Origin of the sequence: Flavobacterium sp., from assembly GCF_044361015.1 — a bacterium.
Classification (GTDB): domain Bacteria; phylum Bacteroidota; class Bacteroidia; order Flavobacteriales; family Flavobacteriaceae; genus Flavobacterium.
Genome location: NZ_JBIKJL010000005.1, coordinates 1 through 20,147, shown reverse-complemented (window position 1 = coordinate 20,147; position 20,147 = coordinate 1). Strand labels below are relative to the sequence as shown.

Sequence of the window (20,147 nt, the reverse complement as noted above, 5' to 3'; positions counted from 1 at the left end):
TGCAACCGTAAATTTTTCGCTATCAAACGTTTAAAAAATAGTTGAAATTTTTGTTATTTATAATTTGTCTAAATAAAAAATAGCATCTATTTTTGCAATGTAGAATTAATCTAAATAAAAATGCAGAGATATTTGACCCTTTTTTTAACGTTTACCGCAGTACTTTTAAATGCTCAAACAGATAATCAAAAACCACAAGACACCATCCAATTAAAAGAGGTTGTTCTTGAACCCAAAAAAAATAGTCCTGAACGAATGGCCGAAATAAAAGACAACGTTTTATTTTCGGGTAAAAAAAATGAAGTTATAAAGCTTTCAAACATTAACGGGAACTTTACAACTAATAATGCTAGAGAAATTTTTTCGAGAATTCCCGGTGCTACCATTTGGGAAAACGATGGTTCAGGCATCCAAATTAATGTGGCAGTTAGAGGTTTAAGTCCTAATAGAAGTTGGGAATTAAATACACGTCAAAATGGATACGACATTTCCTCGGATGTTTTTGGTTACCCGGAAGCCTACTACAATCCACCACTAGAAGCTGTTGAAACGATTGAATTAGTTCGTGGTGGTGCTTCTCTACAATTTGGACCTCAATTTGGTGGTATGTTGAATTATGTATTAAAAAGAGAAACGAAAAAGAAATTTTCTTTTGAAACACAAAATACAGTTGGTAGTTACGGTTTAATGAGTAGCTACAACGCCATTGGCGGTAATTATAAAAAGTTTTCCTATTACGTTTATAATCATTCGAGAAGTGCCGATGGTTGTAGAGAAAACAGCGAATACAGCGTTAGAAATACCCATGCTTTTGTTGAATATCGCTTTACTAATGAAACGAAATTATCGGCAGAATACACCAATATGGATTATCAAATGCAACAATCCGGAGGTTTAACAGATGAGCAATTCAACAGCAACTCCCGACAATCTTTGAGAGAACGAAATTGGTTTGGTACACCTTGGAATGTGTTTTCAATAAACTTTGATACGAAAGTAAGTAACAACTTTTCTTCAAACACCAAACTTGTTGGACTTGTTGGCGAACGAAACAGTGTAGGTTTTACGGCAACTCCAAACATTGAAGATGCTATCAATCCTGCAACAAATGACTATGCCAACCGAAGAGTTGACCGCGATTATTATCAAAACTTTGGATTGGAAAACCGCAATATCTATAAATATAAACTAGGAAAAATTGACAACAATCTTGCCTTTGGCGTGCGTTTATACAAAGCAAATACCCAACGAGTGCAAGATGGCAGAGGAACAACAGGTTCTGATTTTGATTTATCTATTGAAGGACAGTTTGCTCGCGATTTAGATTTTACAACGGAAAACGTGGCCGTTTTTGCTGAAAACCAATTTAAAGTTTCCGAAAAATTTAGTTTTACTCCAGGCATTCGTTATGAATATATTAAAAATACGGGTGAAGGAAGATTTGGCACTAGTGGTGACAATGATATAGCATTTCCAGAGGAAACCATTGCACGAAGTGTCCCATTATTTGGATTAGGATTGGAGTACAAGTTTAGAACTACCAATATCTATGCAAATATTACGCAAGCGTATCGACCCGTATTATTCTCTGATTTAACGCCCCCTGCAGTAACAGATGTTATTGATCCGAACCTTGCCGATGCAAGTGGGTTTAATGCTGATTTAGGATTCAGAGGAACATTTAAAAACTACTTAAACTTTGATTTTAGCTTATTTTATTTGAGTTATACTAACAGAATTGGTGGCGTTCGACAATTCATCAATAATGACCCCACCCAAGGAACGTTTTTATATAGAACAAATCTGGGAGAAATCGTAAATAAAGGAATTGAAGGCTTTTTTAATCTAAATATAACTCGTTTGTTTGAAGTTGAAAAGCCTTACGGCAACCTTGATTTATTTGCGTCCATTAGTTTTATTGACAGTCGCTATACCGATTTTAGCATTTTTTCTGCGTCCGGAACAGCACCAAATGTTACGATCACTGAAACCAACCTTTCAGGCAATAGAGTTGAAAACGCACCAAGATATATTCACAATTTTGGACTTTCTTGGGGGAATAACAATTTATCTGCTACCATGCAATATAGAATGTCGGGAAGAATTTTTACAGATGCAAACAACACCGTAACTCCTTCTACCAATGGTGTTACCGGGCTTTTGGACAGATATGGTGTTTTCGATTTATCGTCTGAATATAAATTTATGAAAAACTTCAATATACGTGCGGGAATAAACAACTTATTAAGCGAAGAATATGCTACTCGAAGAGCAGGTGGTTATCCCGGGCCCGGAATTATTCCCGGGGAAGGCAGAACATTTTATATTTCGATAGGGGCTAAACTTTAACAAATAAAAGGTTTTCATTCAATTGAAAACCTTTTACTTTTACGCTATGATACAGAATGTTATTGTATATGTTTTAGTTATTGCTGCTGCGTTTTTTTTATTGAAACCTCTTTTCAAAAGGAAAAAATCAAAAAAAAACTGCGGCGATACTGATTGTGGTTGTCATTAACCCAAAGCCACATCTAATGTCATCATGATCACAAATCCGCCTATAAATCCTAAAGTGGCAATGTCGGTATTATTGGCTTGCTGAGTTTCCGGAATCACCTCCTCAACCACTACAAATATCATTGCACCGGCTGCGAATGCCAATGCATAGGGCAAAATAGGCGTGAAAAACGTAACTGCTACGGCTCCAATAACTCCGGCAATTGGTTCTACCAACGCAGAGGATTGTCCGTACAAAAAACTCTTTTTTCTACTCATTCCCATTCTCCGTAAAGGCATAGAAACAGCAATCCCTTCCGGAAAATTTTGAATCCCGATTCCAATAGCCAATATTGCAGCTCCGGCAATGGAAGCTTCGGGAACTCCAGCGGCAACACCACCAAATAAAACCCCAACAGCTAATCCTTCAGGTATATTATGTAACGTAATTGCCAAAACTAAAAGTGTGGTTTTTTGCCAAGGTGTTTTGACTCCTTCGGTTTCTTTGAAATTGATATGTAAATGAGGTAATATTTTGTCCAATCCAAATAAGAAAAAAGCCCCTAAAATAAATCCACAAGCAGCAGGAAAAACCTTTTCAAAACCTTCACCTTCCGACATTTCAATGGCCGGTGCCAATAAACTCCAGTAACTTGCAGCAACCATTACACCTCCGGTGAAACCCAGCATTCCATCCAGAGCCAAACGATTCATGGTCTTAAAAAAGAAAACAACAGATGCTCCCAAAGCGGTTAAAAACCAAGTAAACAACGTGGCATACAATGCTGCTAATACAGGGTCAATACTTTCTAAATAAGCTACAATTGAATCAAACATGTTCAACTAATTTTACAAACAGATTACTGGCTATTTTATGAGAAATTAAAAATTCATTTTGATTAATGAGTATTGTCAGTGATAAATCAAAAAGCTCTATGTTCACAACCTCAATCTCTGACCCCAGCGAAATATGTTGTTTATCAAGGTATTGCAAGAAACTCGGCGAACTATCTTTAACTCCCAAACAAATAACTTTTGTGTGCAACGGAACATCCGAAAGCAACTGTTTTTCAACTTTGATAATTTGCCCGTTTCGGTCCGGAATGGGATCACCATGTGGATCTTCTTTAGGGAAACCTAAAAACTCTTCCAATCGATTGATTAATTTCTCCGAATGAATGTGTTCCAATTCTTCTGCAACATCATGCACCTCATCCCAAGTAAAGTCTAATTTTTCTACCAAAAAAACTTCCCATAACCGATGCTTTCGCACAATCATTTTCGCGGCTTTCAGTCCTTTCGGGGTTAAGTTTACACCTTGGTATTTTTGATAAATTACCAATTCTTTATCTGCTAGCTTTTTAACCATATCCGTGACCGAAGAAGCTTTACTTTCAATCATTTTGGCAATGGCATTTGTATTAATCCCTTTAGGAGAAACAAGGGATAAATGATAAATTACTTTTAAATAGTTTTCTTCAGAGTAGGTCATGCTTTGTCGCTACAAAATAAATTTCAAAACAAATATAAGATATATTATTTTATTTGTGTAAAATAATTGTTAGTTTTGTCTAAAAATTATTTTTCTCTATGAAAAAAATTATTCTGCCTTTTCTTTTAGCATTCTTTTTTAGCTCTATTGCTCAAGAAAAAGGGTTGGTTGTAGGTCACATTTTAGCAGATGGCCAACCCGTTCCCTTTGTGAGTGTTGTTTTGAAAAACTCGACAACCGGAACAACTTCCGATGAAAACGGAAACTTTTCGATCAATGTTCCCGCAGGAAAGCAAACAATAATTGTTCAAGCGATTGGTTTTAAAACACAGGAGAAAAATATAAATGTCCCGGAAAACGGCAAGATACATTTAGATTTTAATCTGGAAGAAAGTGTTTTTGGATTAAACCAAGTCGTAGTTTCTGCCACCAGAGGTTTGCAAAAAAGAACCGAAGCACCGGTGATTGTAACGGTTACCAACTCCGAAGTGTTACAAAAATCGCAAGCCATTAGTTTGTCTGAAGGTTTGAGTTTTCAACCGGGATTGCGAATGGAAACCAATTGTCAGAATTGCGGATTTTCGCAAGTTCGAATGAATGGTTTAGATGGAGCTTATTCACAAATTTTGATGGATAGTCGTCCAATTTTTTCAGCATTAAACGGTGTTTATGGCTTAGATCAGATTCCAACCAATATGATTGAACGTATTGAGGTAGTTCGTGGTGGCGGGTCCTCTTTATATGGCTCCAATGCCATTGCCGGAACCATTAATATTATTACAAAAGACCCGATTGCTGATTCGTTTGAAATTAATACGCACTATGGTTTAATTGGTGGAACTTCCCCCGACAAAGCTATTACTTTAAACGGAACTGTTTTAAGCGACGATTTAAATTTAGGTATGCAAATTTTTGGAATGCTTCGAGACCGGACACAATTTGATGCGAATGATGATAATTTCACCGAAGTTCCTTTGATGGAAAATCAAACATTTGGATTTAAAACGTTTTACCGTCCCTTTGTTCGAAGTAAAATAACTGCAGAATTTCATACCATCTATGAATTTAGAAGAGGTGGCGAAAATTACTTTGATAGGCAACCTTTTGAAGCGTATACGACTGAACAAATTACATCAAAAATGACTGGGGGCGGCTTAACTTATGAAAGCTATTCGGAAAATGAAAAAAACAAATATGCCTTCTATTTCAACACGCAACAATCAAAAAATGATAACTTTTACGGAGGAAGAATTGATGATGAGTTGGGCAACATCAATAACGAAGAAAGCTTAAGAGGCTTTGGAAATACGGAGGTTAAAACATGGATTGGGGGCGGACAATATATTCGCAAACAAGATACTTTTTTAAATGGAACAGGCACATTAACCGTTGGTTCTGAATACAAAAAGGAAATCATGACCGATGCAAAACCGGGGTACAATGCTTTTGTCAATCAAACCTTGGATATTTTAGGAATTTATGCTCAGGAGGAATGGAAAGTCAATGAAAAATTGAAAGTATTAGCTGGTTTGCGTGCCGATTTTCACAATGCAGCAGACGAAGCAGTCATTTTTAATCCACGTTTAAATATTTTATACAATCTGAAAGAAAATTTACAATGGCGAAACAGTTACGCCAAAGGATTCAGAGCTCCGCAAGTCTTTTCGGAAGATATTCACGCCCGAATTGCGGCAGGCGAAGTGGCTCTGGTTGAGCTGGCCGATAATTTGGTTTCGGAAACTTCGCATTCGTTTTTAACATCATTAGATTGGAATAAAGTTTTACCTAATTCAGAAGCGGGTTTGACCTTTGAAGCATTTTATACACGATTGAACGATCCATTTGTTTTGGAACAGATTTCGGAAACCATTTGGGAAAAAAGAAACGGAAAAGGAGCTGATGTTTTTGGAATAAATTTAGAAGCAAAATATGCACCGGGTCAGAAATGGCAGATTCAAGGTGGAGCTACGCTTCAAAAAGCATTATATGACGAAGCTGTTCAATGGACAGAAAATAGCGTAAACACAAATCAGAATTTTTTCCGTTCACCAAATGTTTACGGAAATTTGATGACTACTTTTTCTCCTAAAAAAGCTTTTCAAAACAATATTTCATTGGTTTATACGGGAAGTATGTACGTGCCGCATTTTGCTGGATACATTCCAACAGATACTTTGGAAAAAACCGAGAATTTTTTTGAAGTCAATATCAAATCGTCGTACGTTTTTGAAGTGAAAGAAAAATTTCAAATTCAGTTGAGTGGCGGCATTCAAAATATTTTAAACAGTTACCAAAGTGATTTTGATAAAGGCGTTAACCGCGATGCGAGTTATATTTATGGTCCGTCACGACCCAGAACGTTTTTTATCGGATTAAAGTTTGGTACAGATTTGCTGTGATTTTATAACTTTTGCGGATTTGAATCCGTAAAAAACATAACTTTTGCGGATTTCAATCCGTAAAAGTCATGACTTATTTGCAATTAAAAATGTTTTTGGTTAGTTTTGTGCTGTAAAACAACCTTTTATGAGTATCCAACGCGAATTAATAGAAACCTTACAGTTAAACTTAATCAAACATAAAGTTATACTTTTATTTGGTGCAAGGCAAACCGGAAAAACTACTTTACTAAAGAAATTACTAACTTCTGATGATGATGTTCTTTGGCTGAATGGCGATGAAAGCGACGTTCGATTGATGTTGCAAAATCAAACTTCTGCAGGATTAAGAGCGTTTATAGGTGCTAAGAAAACGGTTATTATTGACGAAGCCCAACGCATCGAAGATATTGGATTGACAATAAAACTAATTCACGACAACTATCCGGAAATTAAAATAATTGCCACAGGTTCTTCTGCTTTTGAACTAAAAAACAAAACCAACGAACCATTAACAGGAAGAAAACTAGAATTTAAACTTTTCCAGTTTTCTACTAAAGAATTGGTAAATCACCATGGCCTTTTAAACGAAAACAGATTATTACAGCACCGAATGATTTTTGGATATTATCCGGACATTGTCAACAATTTAGGTGATGAAACAGAATTATTAAAAAACTTAGCTGACAGCTATTTGTTTAAAGATATTTTAATGCTTGACGGCATTAAAAAACCTGAAAAACTGATCAAACTTCTTCAAGCATTAGCTTTCCAAGTAGGTTCACAAGTGTCCTATAATGAAATCGGTACCTTAGTAGGTCTAGACAGTAAAACAATTGAAAAATACGTTGACTTGTTGGAACAATCATTTGTTATTTTCAAACTAAATAGTTTTAGTAGAAATCTGCGAAATGAATTAAAATTTTCAAGGAAAATATATTTTTACGATAATGGAATCCGAAATGCAGTAATCAATAACTTCTCGCCACTTGCTATTAGACAAGACACTGGAATGTTATGGGAAAACTATTTAGTTTCTGAACGAATGAAAAGAAACCACTATGATAAAAACTATTGTAATTCCTTTTTTTGGAGAACAAAAGCACAACAGGAGGTAGATTATTTAGAAGAGAAAAACGGAAAACTATTTGCTTATGAGTTCAAATGGAATTCAAAAAAAAATGCCAAGATTACTAAGACTTTTACATCAAATTATCCGGAAGCAGAAATCAACATTATAACACCGGAAAACTATCTGGACTTTGTGCTATAATTGCTTATTTAATCATAACAAATCTTTATGATTATAATCGTTCTAAACAATTGATTTCTTACTAACTTTGCAACCTGAAACTTTTTAAAATAAAAGAATATGTATCCAGAAGAAATGATAAAACCCATGAGAGCCGAATTATCAAACGTTGGTTTTCAAGAATTATATAGTGCAGAAGCTGTGGAAACTGCTTTAAAACAAAAAGGAACAACTTTAGTAGTTGTGAATTCTGTTTGCGGATGTGCTGCGAGAAATGCAAGACCGGGAGCAAAAATGAGTTTAGACGGAACAAAAAAACCCAGTCAATTGGTTACTGTTTTTGCTGGTGTAGACAAAGATGCAGTAGATGCAGCAAGACAACACATGTTCCCTTTTCCGCCTTCTTCGCCAAGTATGGCTTTGTTTAAAGATGGTGAATTGGTTCACATGTTGGAACGCCACCATATTGAAGGTCGTCCGGCAGAAATGATTGCCGAAAATTTAAAAGATGCGTACAACGAATTTTGTTAAATAGAAAACCACCTGAAAAAGGTGGTTTTTTTATGACTTCTATAGACCTGTTTATTACCAACCTCCACCCAGAGCTTTGTACAACTGCATGACAGCAGATAATTTTTCTTGAGATAAGCGGGACAAATTTAATTCAGAATCAAACAACGAACGTTCTGCATCCAATACTTCTAAATAAGAGACATAACCACTGTCATATCGAGCTTGTGAGAGTTTTAAATACGTTCGTGCAGCCTCTGTTTGTCTAGTCGCAGCCTTCCATTCTTCGTTGTACGTTTCAACACCAACCAAGGCATTTTCAACTTCAGCTACTGCGTTTAAAACCGATCGCTGGTAGTTTAATTTAGACTCCTCCGCTTTCTGTTTGTTCAAAACCACGCGTTGTTTATTTTTTCCAAAATTAAACAAAGGTCCAAAAACACCTCCACCCACATTTTGAATATACGAGCCACTATCAAATAATTTAGAAATTTCCGGACTTGCAAATCCTGCAAAAGCAGCAATATTGAACGATGGAAAACGCATTGCCTGAGCCACTCCTATACGTTCGTTTGCTGCAATGTATTGTAATTCGGAACGCTTAACATCCGGTCTGTTTTCCAATAATGTGGAAGGCAAAGCTACGGGTATTTGTGTGTTGACAGTCTGCTCAAAATTCCATTTACCACGTGCAATAGGGTCTGGCATTTGACCGGTTAGTATGTTCAAGGAGTTTTCTAAAACGGTAATAGTTCGTAAAACTTGTTGCAATGTACCTTCAGCAATAGCCACTTGTTGTTCCACTTGCACTTTATCCAATTGCGAAACATATCCTTTTTCAAAACGTTGACCAATAATTTCATCCGATTTTTTTCTGGATTCAATTGTTTTTTGGGTAATAGTTAAACGATTATCAAAATCTCTTAATTGAAAATAGGTGGTTGCAATTTCTGAAACCAAACTGGCAACAACTACCTTTCTGGCTTCGTCTGAGGCCAATAACTCGCTTCTTAAAGCTCCGGTTTCGTGGCGTATTTTACCCCAAAAATCTAGTTCCCATGACAAATTAGCACCTAAACTACTAGGAAATTCAAAGGATTGTTTGCTATTTACTTGACCAACATAACCAATATTAGGTAACAAATCAGCTTTGGTAATTCCCAAAACTGCTTTAGATTGTTCAATTCTTGCTAAAGCAATTCTAACGTCATAATTATTATCGAGTCCTTTTTGAATTAAATCCTTTAAAACCGGGTCGTCAAAAATATCAAACCATTTAACGTTTGCAACCGAATCATTTACATTTGCATCAGCAGCTTGATTTGAGTAACTCTGTGGATTATTTTCTATCTGCGGGCGACTATATTTTGGTCCAACTTTACAACCAATTGGAAGTAATACTGCAATCAACAAAACAGTTAGTATTCTTAAATGCTTACTCATGGCTTGAAATATTTGATTCAATATTATTTTCCACTTCTTTGATTTCCTTCTTCTTACTTCCGATTTTTTCAATCATTATAAACAATCCCGGAACAACTAAAACCCCTAAAATAGTAGCAATTAACATTCCACTAAACACCACCATCCCCATAACTATCCTAGCTTGTGATCCCGCTCCTGTTGCAGTTAACAAAGGTACAACACCAAGAATAAATGCAAATGCCGTCATTAAAATTGGTCGGAATCGAAGTTTTGCAGCTACCATCGAAGCTTCAAAAAGTGGCACTCCTTTTTCATATTCTTCCTTGGCAAACTCAACAATTAAAATTGCGTTTTTAGCAACCAAACCAATAAGTAATACCAATCCAATTTGAGCAAAAACGTTATTTACATAAGCATCGCTGCCTAATCCTGCTAAAAACAATCCTAAGAATGCTCCAAACACGGCAAAAGGGGCTCCAAGTAAAACGCTAAATGGTAGTTTCCAACTTTCGTATTGTGCGGCAAGAATTAAAAACACAAATACCAATGCCATTAAAAAAACAGAGCTGCCACCCGGAGAATGTTTTATCTGGTAAGAAAGATTTATAAAATCGTAACTCATGTCAGCCGGAAGAGTTTCCTTTGCAACTTCTTCCAAAGCATCTTGGGCCTGAATGAAGCTATAACCTTTAGCAGGTCCTCCACCAATTTCGGCTGAACGAAATAGATTCACCCGGTTTGTAAATTCTGGACCGGTAACTTTTGTTGCGGTAACCAAAGTCGATAATGGCAACATATCGCCATTGTCATTTTTTACATAAATCAAATTCAAATTTTCAGGCTTGACACGATCGGCAGCTTCGCCTTGCAAAAACACTTTATACTGCCGTCCAAAACGATTAAAGTCGTTAATATAAGTTCCACCCAAAATCGCACCTAAAGCATCCGTAATTTTTGAAACTGGAACACCCAATTTCATCGCCTTATTATTATCAATCTCTAATTTTATTTGAGGTGTGCCCGCGTTATAAGTGGTATATATTCTTCCGATTTCAGGACGCTTTTGAGCAGCTGCAATAAAAGCTTGCGTTTGCTGCGAAAGGTATTGCGGCGAATTTCCTCCTCTATCCTGTAAAATTAAACTGAAACCTGCTGAAGCTCCTAAACCTTGAATGGCAGGCGGTCCAAAAGCAAATGCAGTTGCTTTAGTAATTTGCGTTGAAAGTTTAGCATTCAATTTATCAACGAATTCTTTTGCCGTTTCAGAACGTTCTTCCCAGGGTTTTAACGAGATAAATACAAAAGCACTATTCGTTTGGTAGGATCCGGTTAACATACTAAAACCATTGATTGTAGTGTAAGACAATATTGATTCTTCATTTGCCAAAAAGCTATCTACTTGTTTTGAAACTTCATCTGTACGTTGGAGTGAAGATGCTGGGGGTAATGAGATATTAACCAGTGCATATCCTTGATCCTCTTCAGGAATAAAACCCATTGGAATTTTTTTACCTAACAAAGTGACAGCAAGCAAAACGACAGCAAGCAAAGCGACAATCCGTATCGATTTCTTTGCAAAAAAAGTAGCTCCTTTTAAATATCCGCCGGTAACTTTTTCGAAAATCCTATTGAAACCAGCAAAAAATTTAGCCAACCATCCTGTTTGTTCTTCCACCGGTTTTGTGGGTTTTAAAAGCATCGCACACAAAGCAGGGCTTAAAGACAAAGCACTAAATGCGGAGAAAGCAACAGAAACTGCAATAGTAATCGCAAACTGTTGGTAAAATCGTCCAGTGATTCCGGGTGTCATTGCCACGGGAACAAATACCGCAATCAAAATTAAAGCAATTGCAATTACTGGCCCTGAAACTTCTTTCATTGCCTGAATTGTAGCCTCTCGAGGAGTTTTACCTTTTTCGATATGATGCATTACAGCTTCAACCACTACAATGGCATCATCTACCACTATACCAATCGCCAAAACTAACCCCAATAAAGAAAGTGTATTGATGGAAAATCCCAACATTGGGAAAACAGCAATAGTTCCAATTAAAGAAATAGGTACGGTTATCAAAGGAATTAATGTAGCTCGCCAGTTTTGAAGAAAAATAAATACTACGAGAATTACTAACAATACCGCTTCAAAAAGTGTATGAACAATGTCTTCAACACCGGCAGTAATGGCAAGCGTTGTATCTAAAGATTCTTGAAATTCTATATCTTTAGGGAATTTTTCAGCTATTTCTTTCATCGCTTTTTTTGCGGCTTCTGCAACCTCAAGAGCATTACTCCCCGGCATTTGATACAAAGCTATTACAGCACTTGGCGAACTATTTCTTCTGGCACTTGAACTGTAGTTTTCAGATCCCAATTCAATGCGAGAGATATCACTCAATAAAACTTGTGCTCCATCGTCATTACTTCGAACTACAATATTTCCAAATTGTTTTTCAGTAACTAAACGGTCTTGAAGCGTAACTCCATAAGTAAACTCTGTCCCTTGTGGAGCTGGTTCTGACCCAAATTTTCCTCCGGGACTAATCATGTTTTGAGCATTCAAAGCATTTTTTACCTCATCAACTGTTACCCCTAATTTGGACATGATGTCAGGTTTGAGCCAAATACGCATCGAGTAATCACTCCCGCCAAAAAGTGAAACTTCTCCAACCCCATTTATACGTCCCAACTGATCGACTACGTTGATGCTGGCATAGTTATTCAAAAATTTAGCATCAAATTTTGGATTGGTTGAAGTAATGGTAAACAACATCATTGGAAAAGACAATGATTTTTTAACTACAACTCCTTGTTGTTTTACACTAGAAGGCATAAAAGGTGCAGATTGAGCCTGACGGTTTTGCGTAAGCATATTGGCATTATCCAAATTGGTGCCCACATCAAAAGTCACTTCAATTGTACAAGCTCCATCAGATGTATTGGTAGATTTCATATACAACATGTTTTCTACCCCGTTTACTTTTTGTTCAATTGGAGTAGCAACAGCTTGTTCAACATTTAGTGCATTTGCGCCTGTAAAACGAGTTGTAATTTTTACAACCGGAGGATTTATATCTGGATATTGTGAAACTGGTGTTTTCTGTAATGCAAGTAATCCGAGTATCACAATTATGATACTAATTACCATGGCTACAATCGGTCTTCGAACAAAAAATTCTCCCATGAGTAAGGTGGCTTAATTATTTAATTTGTGCTGTATTAGTTACATCCTGACCAGGTAGCCAATTTATTTTTTTTGGAACTATTAGACTTCCGCTTTTTAATAACGAAGTTCCTCCTAATGCTATTTTATCTCCTGCTTTTAAACCGTCTACGATCACATATCCATCTTTGAAGGTTGGTCCGGGAGTTATAACCCTCATTTCTACCTTATTATCAGCAGCCAACACATATACTTGATAAATTCCTTGCATTTCAATCACAGCACGTTGCGGAATTACAATGGCATCTTTACGTACATCAGTAACAATTCCAACTTTAACATACTGTCCCGGACGGAGTAATTTATCTGGATTTGGGAAAGCAGCTTCAAAAGTAATGGCCCCTGTTGATGGATCAATTTGTCGGTCAGCAAAACTCATTTTACCTACTTGTGGATACATTGAGCCATCGGATAATTTAAGTGTTATTGATTGCCCTATTCCTTTTAATGTTGAATTTTCTTTTGTATATTCTCTGAAAATGCGCAGGTACTCTTGTTCGCTAATTGTAAAACGCACTCTTACATCTCCCAAATCTGAAATAGTGTTTAAAACTGTCATTGCTCCTGGACGAACATAATCGCCAACTCGTACTTTTGAAATTCCTATCAATCCTGTAATGGGTGCTGTAATTCTGCAATAACTTAATTCTATTTTTGCATTTTCTAATGATGCTGTCGAAGCCTTCATTCTTGCTACTGAAGCATTATAAGCTTCTTTCGCCGCAATTAATTCTCTTTGACTTAGAGCATTCATTTTAGCTAATGGTTCTATCATGTCTAAATCAGATTTAGTTTTAGACAAACTAGCTTGAGATTCTGCCAAAGTACCTTGTGCTTGACTAACTCTTGTTTGAATTTGCAAGGGGTCAATGGTGTAAAGCAATTCTCCTTTTGTAACAACACTACCTTCTTTAAAATTTAAACTTTCAATTACTCCATCAACACGAGGGTTGATTTGAATATCTGATTGACCAAAAGTTTGTCCAGTATATTCTGACTCCAATCGTACGTCTTGCTGCAAGACTTCAATAATTCCTATTTCTAAAGGTTTAGCTTCCGGAGCAATTTCCTTTTTACAAGAAAGAAGAGACGTTAAGAGGATAAATTGAATAAGCAATTTATTTGAGTTAAATGACACCTTCATAGTGAGTTTTTTTTTTGTAAAAGTATTCATAAGTTAAATAAAACCAAAAAATTAAGCTGATAATTTAGTAGTAATTATGTAATTTAAATAATGAATTTTATAAGACTTTATCCAAATTTTTCCATAAGAGTAAATTTATACCGCTTTTTACCATGATCTCATTTTTTAAATTAAAGTATTTTCCTAAATAATTAGTTTTAAGTCAAGCTCTATCATCGCTTTTGCCTACTCGGCAACTTTTCTCAACAGTTCAATGTGTGTGGACAAAATTATCTTTCTTTAAGCAGCCAAAAGCAAAGTAATTTTGTTACCTGAACTAAAAAATTTACCTTTGCAAACGAATTCTTCCATTTAGAGTTCTTAAAAATTTTGTAAAGACGTAACATGTTACGTCTCTGACTGAACCAAAACTGTTTATAGCATGCAACTGTATAACACTATGCGAGCAGAGGAAAGAGCCGAACTTATTGACCAAGCCGGCAAACAACGATTGACGTTGTCTTTCTATGCTTACTCCAAAATTGAAGACCCTAAAAAATTTAGAGACGATTTGTTTTTAGCTTGGAATCCGTTGGATGTCTTGGGTAGAATTTATGTTGCCAACGAAGGCATCAATGCTCAACTTTCATTACCGGCAGACAACTTTTATTCTTTCAAAGACACCATTGAAAAATATGATTTTATGCAAGGTATTCGATTGAATATTGCTCGAGAACACGACGATCATTCCTTTTTAAAATTAACGATTAAAGTCAGACATAAAATTGTCGCGGATGGTCTTGACGATTCTACTTTTGATGTCACTAATAAAGGAATTCACTTAAAAGCAAAAGAATTCAATCAACTTTTGGAAGATCCAAACACCATTGTAGTTGATTTTAGAAACCATTACGAAAGTGAAATTGGTCATTTTAAAGGAGCTATTACTCCGGATGTGGACACCTTTCGAGAATCGTTGCCCATCATCGAAGAACAACTAAAAGACTTCAAAGAAGATAAAAACCTATTGATGTATTGCACCGGAGGAATTCGATGCGAAAAAGCAAGTGCTTTTTTTAAGCATAAAGGTTTCAAAAATGTGTACCAACTGGAAGGCGGAATTATTGAATATGCCCGTCAAATTGAACATGAAGGTTTGCCAAGTAAATTCATTGGTAAAAATTTCGTTTTCGATCATCGATTGGGAGAACGAATCACCAATGATATCGTATCACAATGTCATCAATGTGGCAAACCATGCGATAATCACACCAATTGTGTAAACGATGGTTGTCATTTATTATTCATACAATGCGATGAATGCAAAGATAAAATGGATAATTGTTGTTCAACTGAATGTCAGGAAATCATTCATTTGCCCTTAGCGGAACAAGTGAAACTGCGAAAAGGCATTCAAAAAGGAAACATGGTTTTCAAAAAAGGTAAATCAGATGCATTAAAATTCAAACATTCCGGTTTATTGAGCGATGAATCCCTAGCTATAGCTGAAAAGCCAAAACCCATCCGCGAACGTATCAAACGCAAAAAAATAATGGTAGGCAAAGCACAGCACTATTACACAAAAGCACAAGTGGGTTTGTTCTTAATTGAAAGTCAAGAAATAAAATCTGGTGATACCGTTTTAATTTCTGGGCCAACTACTGGAAATCAAGAGCTAATTCTAGAAAATATTTTTATTAATGGCAAAGCAGGTACTATTGCAAAATCAGGTGACAAATTAACTTTTGCTGTTCCGTTCAGAACTCGCTTATCAGATAAGTTGTTTAAAATTATACATTGATAATTTTATAAATCACAGCTGCAAAAGCCTATTTTTCATTCATAAAATAGGCTTTTCTTTTTTGATTAGAGAAATAAAAGCAGTTTATACATCTATAAAAAAAATACTATCTTTACACACTTAACGTTTGATGACTAGTAGTTCCTTATTTTTTTAGGAGTGATAAATATATATAATTAAATTATGGCTTGTACAAACTGTTCTACCGGGAGTAAAGATGGAGGAGCTCCCAAAGGATGTCAAAATAAAGGGACTTGCGGCACCGATAGCTGCAACAAATTAACGGTTTTCGATTGGCTTTCTAACATGAGTTTGCCTAACGGACAAGAGCCGTTTGATTGTGTCGAAATTCGTTTTAAGAACGGACGAAAAGAGTTTTTTAGAAATACTGAAAAACTTACCTTAAACATTGGCGATGTGGTGGCTACCGAAGCTTCACCAGGTCATGACATTGGGATTGTGACGCTTACTGGTGAATTGGTAAAAATCCAAATGAAGAAAAAAGGGGTTAATCACACTAGTTCTGAAATCACAAAAGTGTATCGAAAAGCATCTCAAAAAGATATTGATATCTGGAAAGATATGCAATCGAAAGAGGAGCCGATGAAAGTGAAAGCTCGTGAAATTGCAATTCATTTAAAACTTGAAATGAAAATTTCTGATATTGAATACCAAGGTGATGGTTCAAAAGCAACCTTTTATTATACTGCAGAAGATCGTGTCGATTTTCGTCAATTAATCAAAGAATATGCTCAAACATTTAAGGCTAGAATTGAAATGAAACAAGTGGGTTTCCGTCAGGAAGCCGCTCGTTTAGGAGGAATTGGTTCTTGTGGTAGAGAATTGTGTTGTTCCACTTGGTTAACTGATTTTAGAAGTGTAAATACTTCTGCCGCACGTTATCAACAACTTTCGCTAAATCCTCAAAAATTAGCAGGTCAATGTGGAAAACTCAAATGTTGTTTAAATTATGAGTTGGATACGTATATGGATGCGTTAAAAGATTTTCCTGATTTTGAAACAAAACTGGAAACGGAAAAAGGAGTTGCCTATTGCCAAAAACAAGATATTTTTAAAGGGTTGATGTGGTATGCTTATGCCGATAATATTGCTAATTGGCACGTGTTACATGTAGAGCAAATTAAAGAAATAGTAGCCGAAAACAAACAAAAAAGAAGAGTAGCTTCCTTAGAAGACTTTGCTCTTGAAATTGTTCAGGAACCAAAACAAGATTTCAATAATGCGATGGGCCAAGAGAGTTTAACACGTTTTGATCAGCCCAAGAAAAAGAAAAACAATAATAACAACAATAATAAGAAAAGAAAACCTAATAATTTCATTAGAAATGACTCTAAAAAATAGTTTTTTTCTAGTTGTCCTATTTTTGTTTCTGGTTTCTTGTGATAAGAAACGGGTTTTTGATGAATACAAAACTGTAGGTCAAAATTGGCACAAAGACAGTATTGTTTCTTTTACTTTTGAGCAAAAAGACACCTTAAAGAAGCAAAATCTTTTTATCAATATACGAAACAATAAAAATTATCCTTTTAATAATTTATTTTTGATTGTTGAAATGGAACATCCTTCTAAAAAAACGTTGGTTGACACTCTTGAATATAAAATGGCCAAACCGGATGGAACACTTTTAGGGGAAGGTTTATCAGATACCAAAGAAAATAAATTGTTTTATAAAGAAAATTTTGTGTTTAAAAATTCAGGTCAATATAAAGTTACCATTCAACAAGCGGTCAGACAATCCGGAAAAATTGAAGGTATTGAAAAATTAGACGGCATAACAGAAGTTGGATTTAGAATAGAAAAACAAGAATAAAGAATACTATGGCTCAAAAAAAATATACCGGCGTAAAAGATATTGCTTATTATCAAAAAAAATTCTGGAAAATCTTTTTTTTAGGATTAGGTGGTGTGTTTTTGTTTTTTGTTTTTGCCAATTTTGGTTTGTTTGGTTCGATGCCAAGTTTCGATGAATTAGAAAATCCTGATTCAAACCTTGCTACGGAAATTATAGCTTCTGACGGTGTTATTTTAGGAAAATTTTATCGAGAAAATCGCTCGCCTGTAAAATTTGAAGACTTGCCAAAACATTTGGTTGACGCTTTAATTTCAACTGAAGACGAACGTTTTTATGAACATTCAGGAATCGATGCCAAGAGAACTTTTGGAGCAGCAGTAAAATTAGGAGCCGATGGTGGAGCAAGTACTATTTCACAACAATTAGCCAAACTTTTGTTTCACGGAGAAGGTTCCCGATTCATTCTTTTCAGAATGGTGCAAAAAGTAAAAGAATGGATTATTGCAACCAAATTAGAACGCCAATATACTAAAAATGAAATCATTGCTTTGTATTTAAACCGAGCTGATTTTGTGAATACTGCCGTAGGAATACGTTCAGCTGCAAAAGTATATTTTGGTAAAGAACCGAGAGATTTAACTATTGAAGAAGGTGCTCTTTTAATTGGAATGCTTAAAAATCCTTCTTTATATAATCCGGTTCGTGAAAAAAGAAAACAATTAGTGTTTGACCGAAGGAATACGGTATTGGCTCAAATGGTTCGAAATAACTTTTTAGAGCCGGAAGCGAAAGCTATTTTAGAGAAAAAACCGGTTGTTTTAGATTTTAATCCGGAAAGTCATACCGATGGAATTGCAACTTATTTTAGAGAATACCTCCGGGATTACATGAAAAAATGGTGTAAGGAAAATAAAAAACCGGATGGAACAGAATATAATGTATACAATGACGGTTTAAAAATATATACGACGATAGATTCCCGCATGCAAAAACACGCTGAAGAAGCGGTGGATGAACATTTGAAAAACCTACAAAAAGAATTTTTTAAAGCTCAAAAAGATAACAAAAACGCTCCGTTTTTAAAACTTAATAAGGATGAAACAGACAAACTTTTAATGCGAGCCATGAAAGTATCTGAACGTTGGCGACTTATGAAACTTCAGGAAAAAAGCGAGGAAGAAATTATAAAATCATTTTCTGTAAAGACCGATATGCGGATTTTCACATGGAAAGGTGAACGGGATACAATTATGTCTCCAATGGATTCTATTCGGTATTATAAACATTTTTTACAAACAGGAATGATTTCCTTGGAACCTCAAACCGGTCATGTTAAAGTTTGGGTTGGAGGAATAAATTATAAGCATTTTCAATATGACCATGCCGGACAAGGTGCCCGTCAAGTTGGCTCCACCTTTAAACCATTTGTTTATGCTACTGCTATTGAACAATTAAACATGTCGCCATGTGATTCTATTATTGACTCTCCTTTTACAATTCCTAGAGGCAGACATAATGTTACTGAAAGTTGGACACCTAGAAATTCAGACGGAAAATACCGAGGTATGATTAATTTGAAAAAAGCGTTAGCCAACTCAATCAATACTGTTTCAGCGAAATTAATAGACCGAACCGGACCAAGAGCAGTAATTGATTTGACTCATAAACTAGGTGTTACAACAGAAATTCCCGAACAACCTGCCATTTGCCTTGGAGCTGTTGAAATAACCGTTCAGGATATGGTTGCTGCTTTCAGTACTTTTGCCAACAAAGGGATTTATATCAAACCTCAACTTATTACCCGCATTGAAGATAAAAATGGAAATCTCATTTTTGAATCAATTCCTGAAACACATGATGTTTTAAATCAAGATATTGCTTATGCTGTAATTAAGTTAATGGAAGGAGTAACTGAAGATGGAACCGGAACCAGATTGCGTTCGGGCGGTGCCGGTTTTACAAAATATAATTATCAGTTTACCAACCCAATTGCAGGAAAAACCGGTACTACTCAAAACAACTCAGATGGTTGGTTCATGGGGTTTGTACCAAATCTTTGTACCGGTGTTTGGGTAGGCTGCGAAGACCGTGCCGCTCGATTTAGAAGTACAGCTATGGGACAAGGAGCAACTATGGCTCTCCCTATTTGGGGGCTTTATATGGATAAATGCTACAAAGATGACAAACTCAATGTTTCTAAAGAAGCTTTTGATAGACCTAAAAATATTTCCATAAAAGTAGATTGTTGGAAACCCGTTAAAGACACTTTAGACTTTGATCAGGAAGTGGATGAATTTAATTTTTAAATGATAAAACCATAAAGGTTTATTTGTTAAAAGTTTGTTAAATATTAACAAACTTTTTTGTTTTCCATTTTTTTTTTTTTTCAACTTTGATTCAGTTAAGCAAGTGTAACTTACTTAATTTTCCAAAAACTACTTTTCTCCTTTGAAATTAGAACGTAAATCTTAAGTTTCTAATTTTAAATCTTTTTATATGAAACACAAGTTGAAATTTTTGAGTATTTTTACTCTAATGTGCTTTTTGGTTTATTTTCAGAGTTGCCAAAAAGAAGATGATTTCTTAGAAAACGGCACACATTTTGGCCCTAAGCTTAATCATCAAAAAACCAGAATA

14 protein-coding genes are annotated in these 20,147 nt (G+C 35.5%); 9 read left to right on the top strand and 5 right to left on the bottom strand.

Going from position 1 to position 20,147, the window contains the following annotated elements:
• Positions 1-120 precede the first annotated feature (120 nt).
• Positions 121-2,349, top strand: coding sequence for a TonB-dependent receptor family protein (locus ACIQ2Z_RS02935; protein WP_396182672.1), 2,229 nt, complete (start codon positions 121-123; stop codon positions 2,347-2,349).
• 46 nt (positions 2,350-2,395) lie between these two features.
• A complete protein-coding gene (locus tag ACIQ2Z_RS02930) occupies positions 2,396-2,518 on the top strand; it encodes a FeoB-associated Cys-rich membrane protein (RefSeq protein WP_396172433.1) in 123 nt (40 codons plus the stop codon).
• On the opposite strand, the gene ACIQ2Z_RS02925 is transcribed toward ACIQ2Z_RS02930, so the two are convergent.
• Positions 2,515-3,333, bottom strand: a complete 819-nt coding sequence (locus ACIQ2Z_RS02925; RefSeq protein WP_396172434.1) for a ZIP family metal transporter — start codon at positions 3,331-3,333, stop codon at positions 2,515-2,517. The two genes, ACIQ2Z_RS02930 and ACIQ2Z_RS02925, sit on opposite strands and share 4 nt — an antisense overlap.
• Positions 3,326-3,988 (bottom strand): metal-dependent transcriptional regulator, encoded by a 663-nt coding sequence (locus ACIQ2Z_RS02920; RefSeq protein ID WP_396182671.1) that lies wholly within the window; start codon positions 3,986-3,988, stop codon positions 3,326-3,328. The genes ACIQ2Z_RS02925 and ACIQ2Z_RS02920 overlap by 8 nt, the downstream gene beginning before the upstream one ends.
• Before the next feature lie 98 nt (positions 3,989-4,086).
• Here ACIQ2Z_RS02920 and ACIQ2Z_RS02915 point away from each other — a divergent pair, with 98 nt between their 5' ends.
• The 3 genes from ACIQ2Z_RS02915 to ACIQ2Z_RS02905 all read left to right on the top strand — a co-directional run bounded on the left by ACIQ2Z_RS02915 (position 4,087) and on the right by ACIQ2Z_RS02905 (position 8,149).
• Positions 4,087-6,387, top strand: a complete 2,301-nt coding sequence (locus tag ACIQ2Z_RS02915) for a TonB-dependent receptor domain-containing protein (protein ID WP_396182670.1) — start codon at positions 4,087-4,089, stop codon at positions 6,385-6,387.
• Between the two features lie 127 nt (positions 6,388-6,514).
• A complete protein-coding gene (locus tag ACIQ2Z_RS02910) occupies positions 6,515-7,639 on the top strand; it encodes an ATP-binding protein (RefSeq protein WP_396182669.1) in 1,125 nt (374 codons plus the stop codon).
• A gap of 99 nt (positions 7,640-7,738) precedes the next feature.
• Positions 7,739-8,149 (top strand): BrxA/BrxB family bacilliredoxin, encoded by a 411-nt coding sequence (locus tag ACIQ2Z_RS02905; RefSeq protein ID WP_396182668.1) that lies wholly within the window; start codon positions 7,739-7,741, stop codon positions 8,147-8,149.
• Positions 8,150-8,203: 54 nt separating this feature from the next.
• Here ACIQ2Z_RS02905 and ACIQ2Z_RS02900 read toward each other — a convergent pair whose 3' ends face one another.
• The 3 genes from ACIQ2Z_RS02900 to ACIQ2Z_RS02890 are packed head-to-tail and all read right to left on the bottom strand — an operon-like array spanning position 8,204 to position 13,917.
• Positions 8,204-9,571 (bottom strand): efflux transporter outer membrane subunit, encoded by a 1,368-nt coding sequence (locus tag ACIQ2Z_RS02900; protein ID WP_396182667.1) that lies wholly within the window; start codon positions 9,569-9,571, stop codon positions 8,204-8,206.
• A complete protein-coding gene (locus ACIQ2Z_RS02895) occupies positions 9,564-12,734 on the bottom strand; it encodes an efflux RND transporter permease subunit (RefSeq protein ID WP_396182666.1) in 3,171 nt (1,056 codons plus the stop codon). Before ACIQ2Z_RS02895 ends, ACIQ2Z_RS02900 begins: the two co-directional genes overlap by 8 nt.
• Before the next feature lie 16 nt (positions 12,735-12,750).
• Complete coding sequence (locus ACIQ2Z_RS02890; protein WP_396182665.1) at positions 12,751-13,917, bottom strand: efflux RND transporter periplasmic adaptor subunit; 1,167 nt, start codon at positions 13,915-13,917, stop codon at positions 12,751-12,753.
• A 421-nt stretch (positions 13,918-14,338) separates the two neighbouring features.
• Between ACIQ2Z_RS02890 and ACIQ2Z_RS02885 the strand changes: the two genes are divergently transcribed.
• From ACIQ2Z_RS02885 to ACIQ2Z_RS02870, 4 genes are all read left to right on the top strand, one after another.
• Positions 14,339-15,697 (top strand): rhodanese-related sulfurtransferase, encoded by a 1,359-nt coding sequence (locus ACIQ2Z_RS02885; RefSeq protein ID WP_396182664.1) that lies wholly within the window; start codon positions 14,339-14,341, stop codon positions 15,695-15,697.
• A 183-nt stretch (positions 15,698-15,880) separates the two neighbouring features.
• Entirely contained in the window at positions 15,881-17,059 is a 1,179-nt protein-coding gene (locus ACIQ2Z_RS02880) for a stage 0 sporulation family protein (RefSeq protein WP_396182663.1), read from the top strand.
• The gene (locus ACIQ2Z_RS02875) at positions 17,043-17,528 is read left to right on the top strand and encodes a gliding motility lipoprotein GldH (protein WP_396182662.1); all 486 of its coding nucleotides are present in this window, start codon (positions 17,043-17,045) and stop codon (positions 17,526-17,528) included. Before ACIQ2Z_RS02880 ends, ACIQ2Z_RS02875 begins: the two co-directional genes overlap by 17 nt.
• 8 nt (positions 17,529-17,536) lie before the next feature.
• Positions 17,537-19,816, top strand: coding sequence for a penicillin-binding protein 1A (locus ACIQ2Z_RS02870; protein ID WP_396182661.1), 2,280 nt, complete (start codon positions 17,537-17,539; stop codon positions 19,814-19,816).
• Positions 19,817-20,147 lie beyond the last annotated feature (331 nt).

Excerpts from the sequence above, each read along its gene's own strand:
- ACIQ2Z_RS02925 (WP_396172434.1), bottom strand. The coding sequence starts at position 3,333 with ATGTTTGATTCAATTGTAGCTTATTTAGAAAGTATTGACCCTGTATTA.
- ACIQ2Z_RS02875 (WP_396182662.1), top strand. The coding sequence starts at position 17,043 with ATGACTCTAAAAAATAGTTTTTTTCTAGTTGTCCTATTTTTGTTTCTG.
- ACIQ2Z_RS02915 (WP_396182670.1), top strand. The coding sequence starts at position 4,087 with ATGAAAAAAATTATTCTGCCTTTTCTTTTAGCATTCTTTTTTAGCTCT.
- ACIQ2Z_RS02900 (WP_396182667.1), bottom strand. The coding sequence starts at position 9,571 with ATGAGTAAGCATTTAAGAATACTAACTGTTTTGTTGATTGCAGTATTA.
- ACIQ2Z_RS02880 (WP_396182663.1), top strand. The coding sequence starts at position 15,881 with ATGGCTTGTACAAACTGTTCTACCGGGAGTAAAGATGGAGGAGCTCCC.
- ACIQ2Z_RS02890 (WP_396182665.1), bottom strand. The coding sequence starts at position 13,917 with ATGAAGGTGTCATTTAACTCAAATAAATTGCTTATTCAATTTATCCTC.
- ACIQ2Z_RS02930 (WP_396172433.1), top strand. The coding sequence starts at position 2,396 with ATGATACAGAATGTTATTGTATATGTTTTAGTTATTGCTGCTGCGTTT.
- ACIQ2Z_RS02935 (WP_396182672.1), top strand. The coding sequence starts at position 121 with ATGCAGAGATATTTGACCCTTTTTTTAACGTTTACCGCAGTACTTTTA.
- ACIQ2Z_RS02885 (WP_396182664.1), top strand. The coding sequence starts at position 14,339 with ATGCAACTGTATAACACTATGCGAGCAGAGGAAAGAGCCGAACTTATT.
- ACIQ2Z_RS02910 (WP_396182669.1), top strand. The coding sequence starts at position 6,515 with ATGAGTATCCAACGCGAATTAATAGAAACCTTACAGTTAAACTTAATC.
- ACIQ2Z_RS02920 (WP_396182671.1), bottom strand. The coding sequence starts at position 3,988 with ATGACCTACTCTGAAGAAAACTATTTAAAAGTAATTTATCATTTATCC.
- ACIQ2Z_RS02870 (WP_396182661.1), top strand. The coding sequence starts at position 17,537 with ATGGCTCAAAAAAAATATACCGGCGTAAAAGATATTGCTTATTATCAA.
- ACIQ2Z_RS02905 (WP_396182668.1), top strand. The coding sequence starts at position 7,739 with ATGTATCCAGAAGAAATGATAAAACCCATGAGAGCCGAATTATCAAAC.
- ACIQ2Z_RS02895 (WP_396182666.1), bottom strand. The coding sequence starts at position 12,734 with ATGGGAGAATTTTTTGTTCGAAGACCGATTGTAGCCATGGTAATTAGT.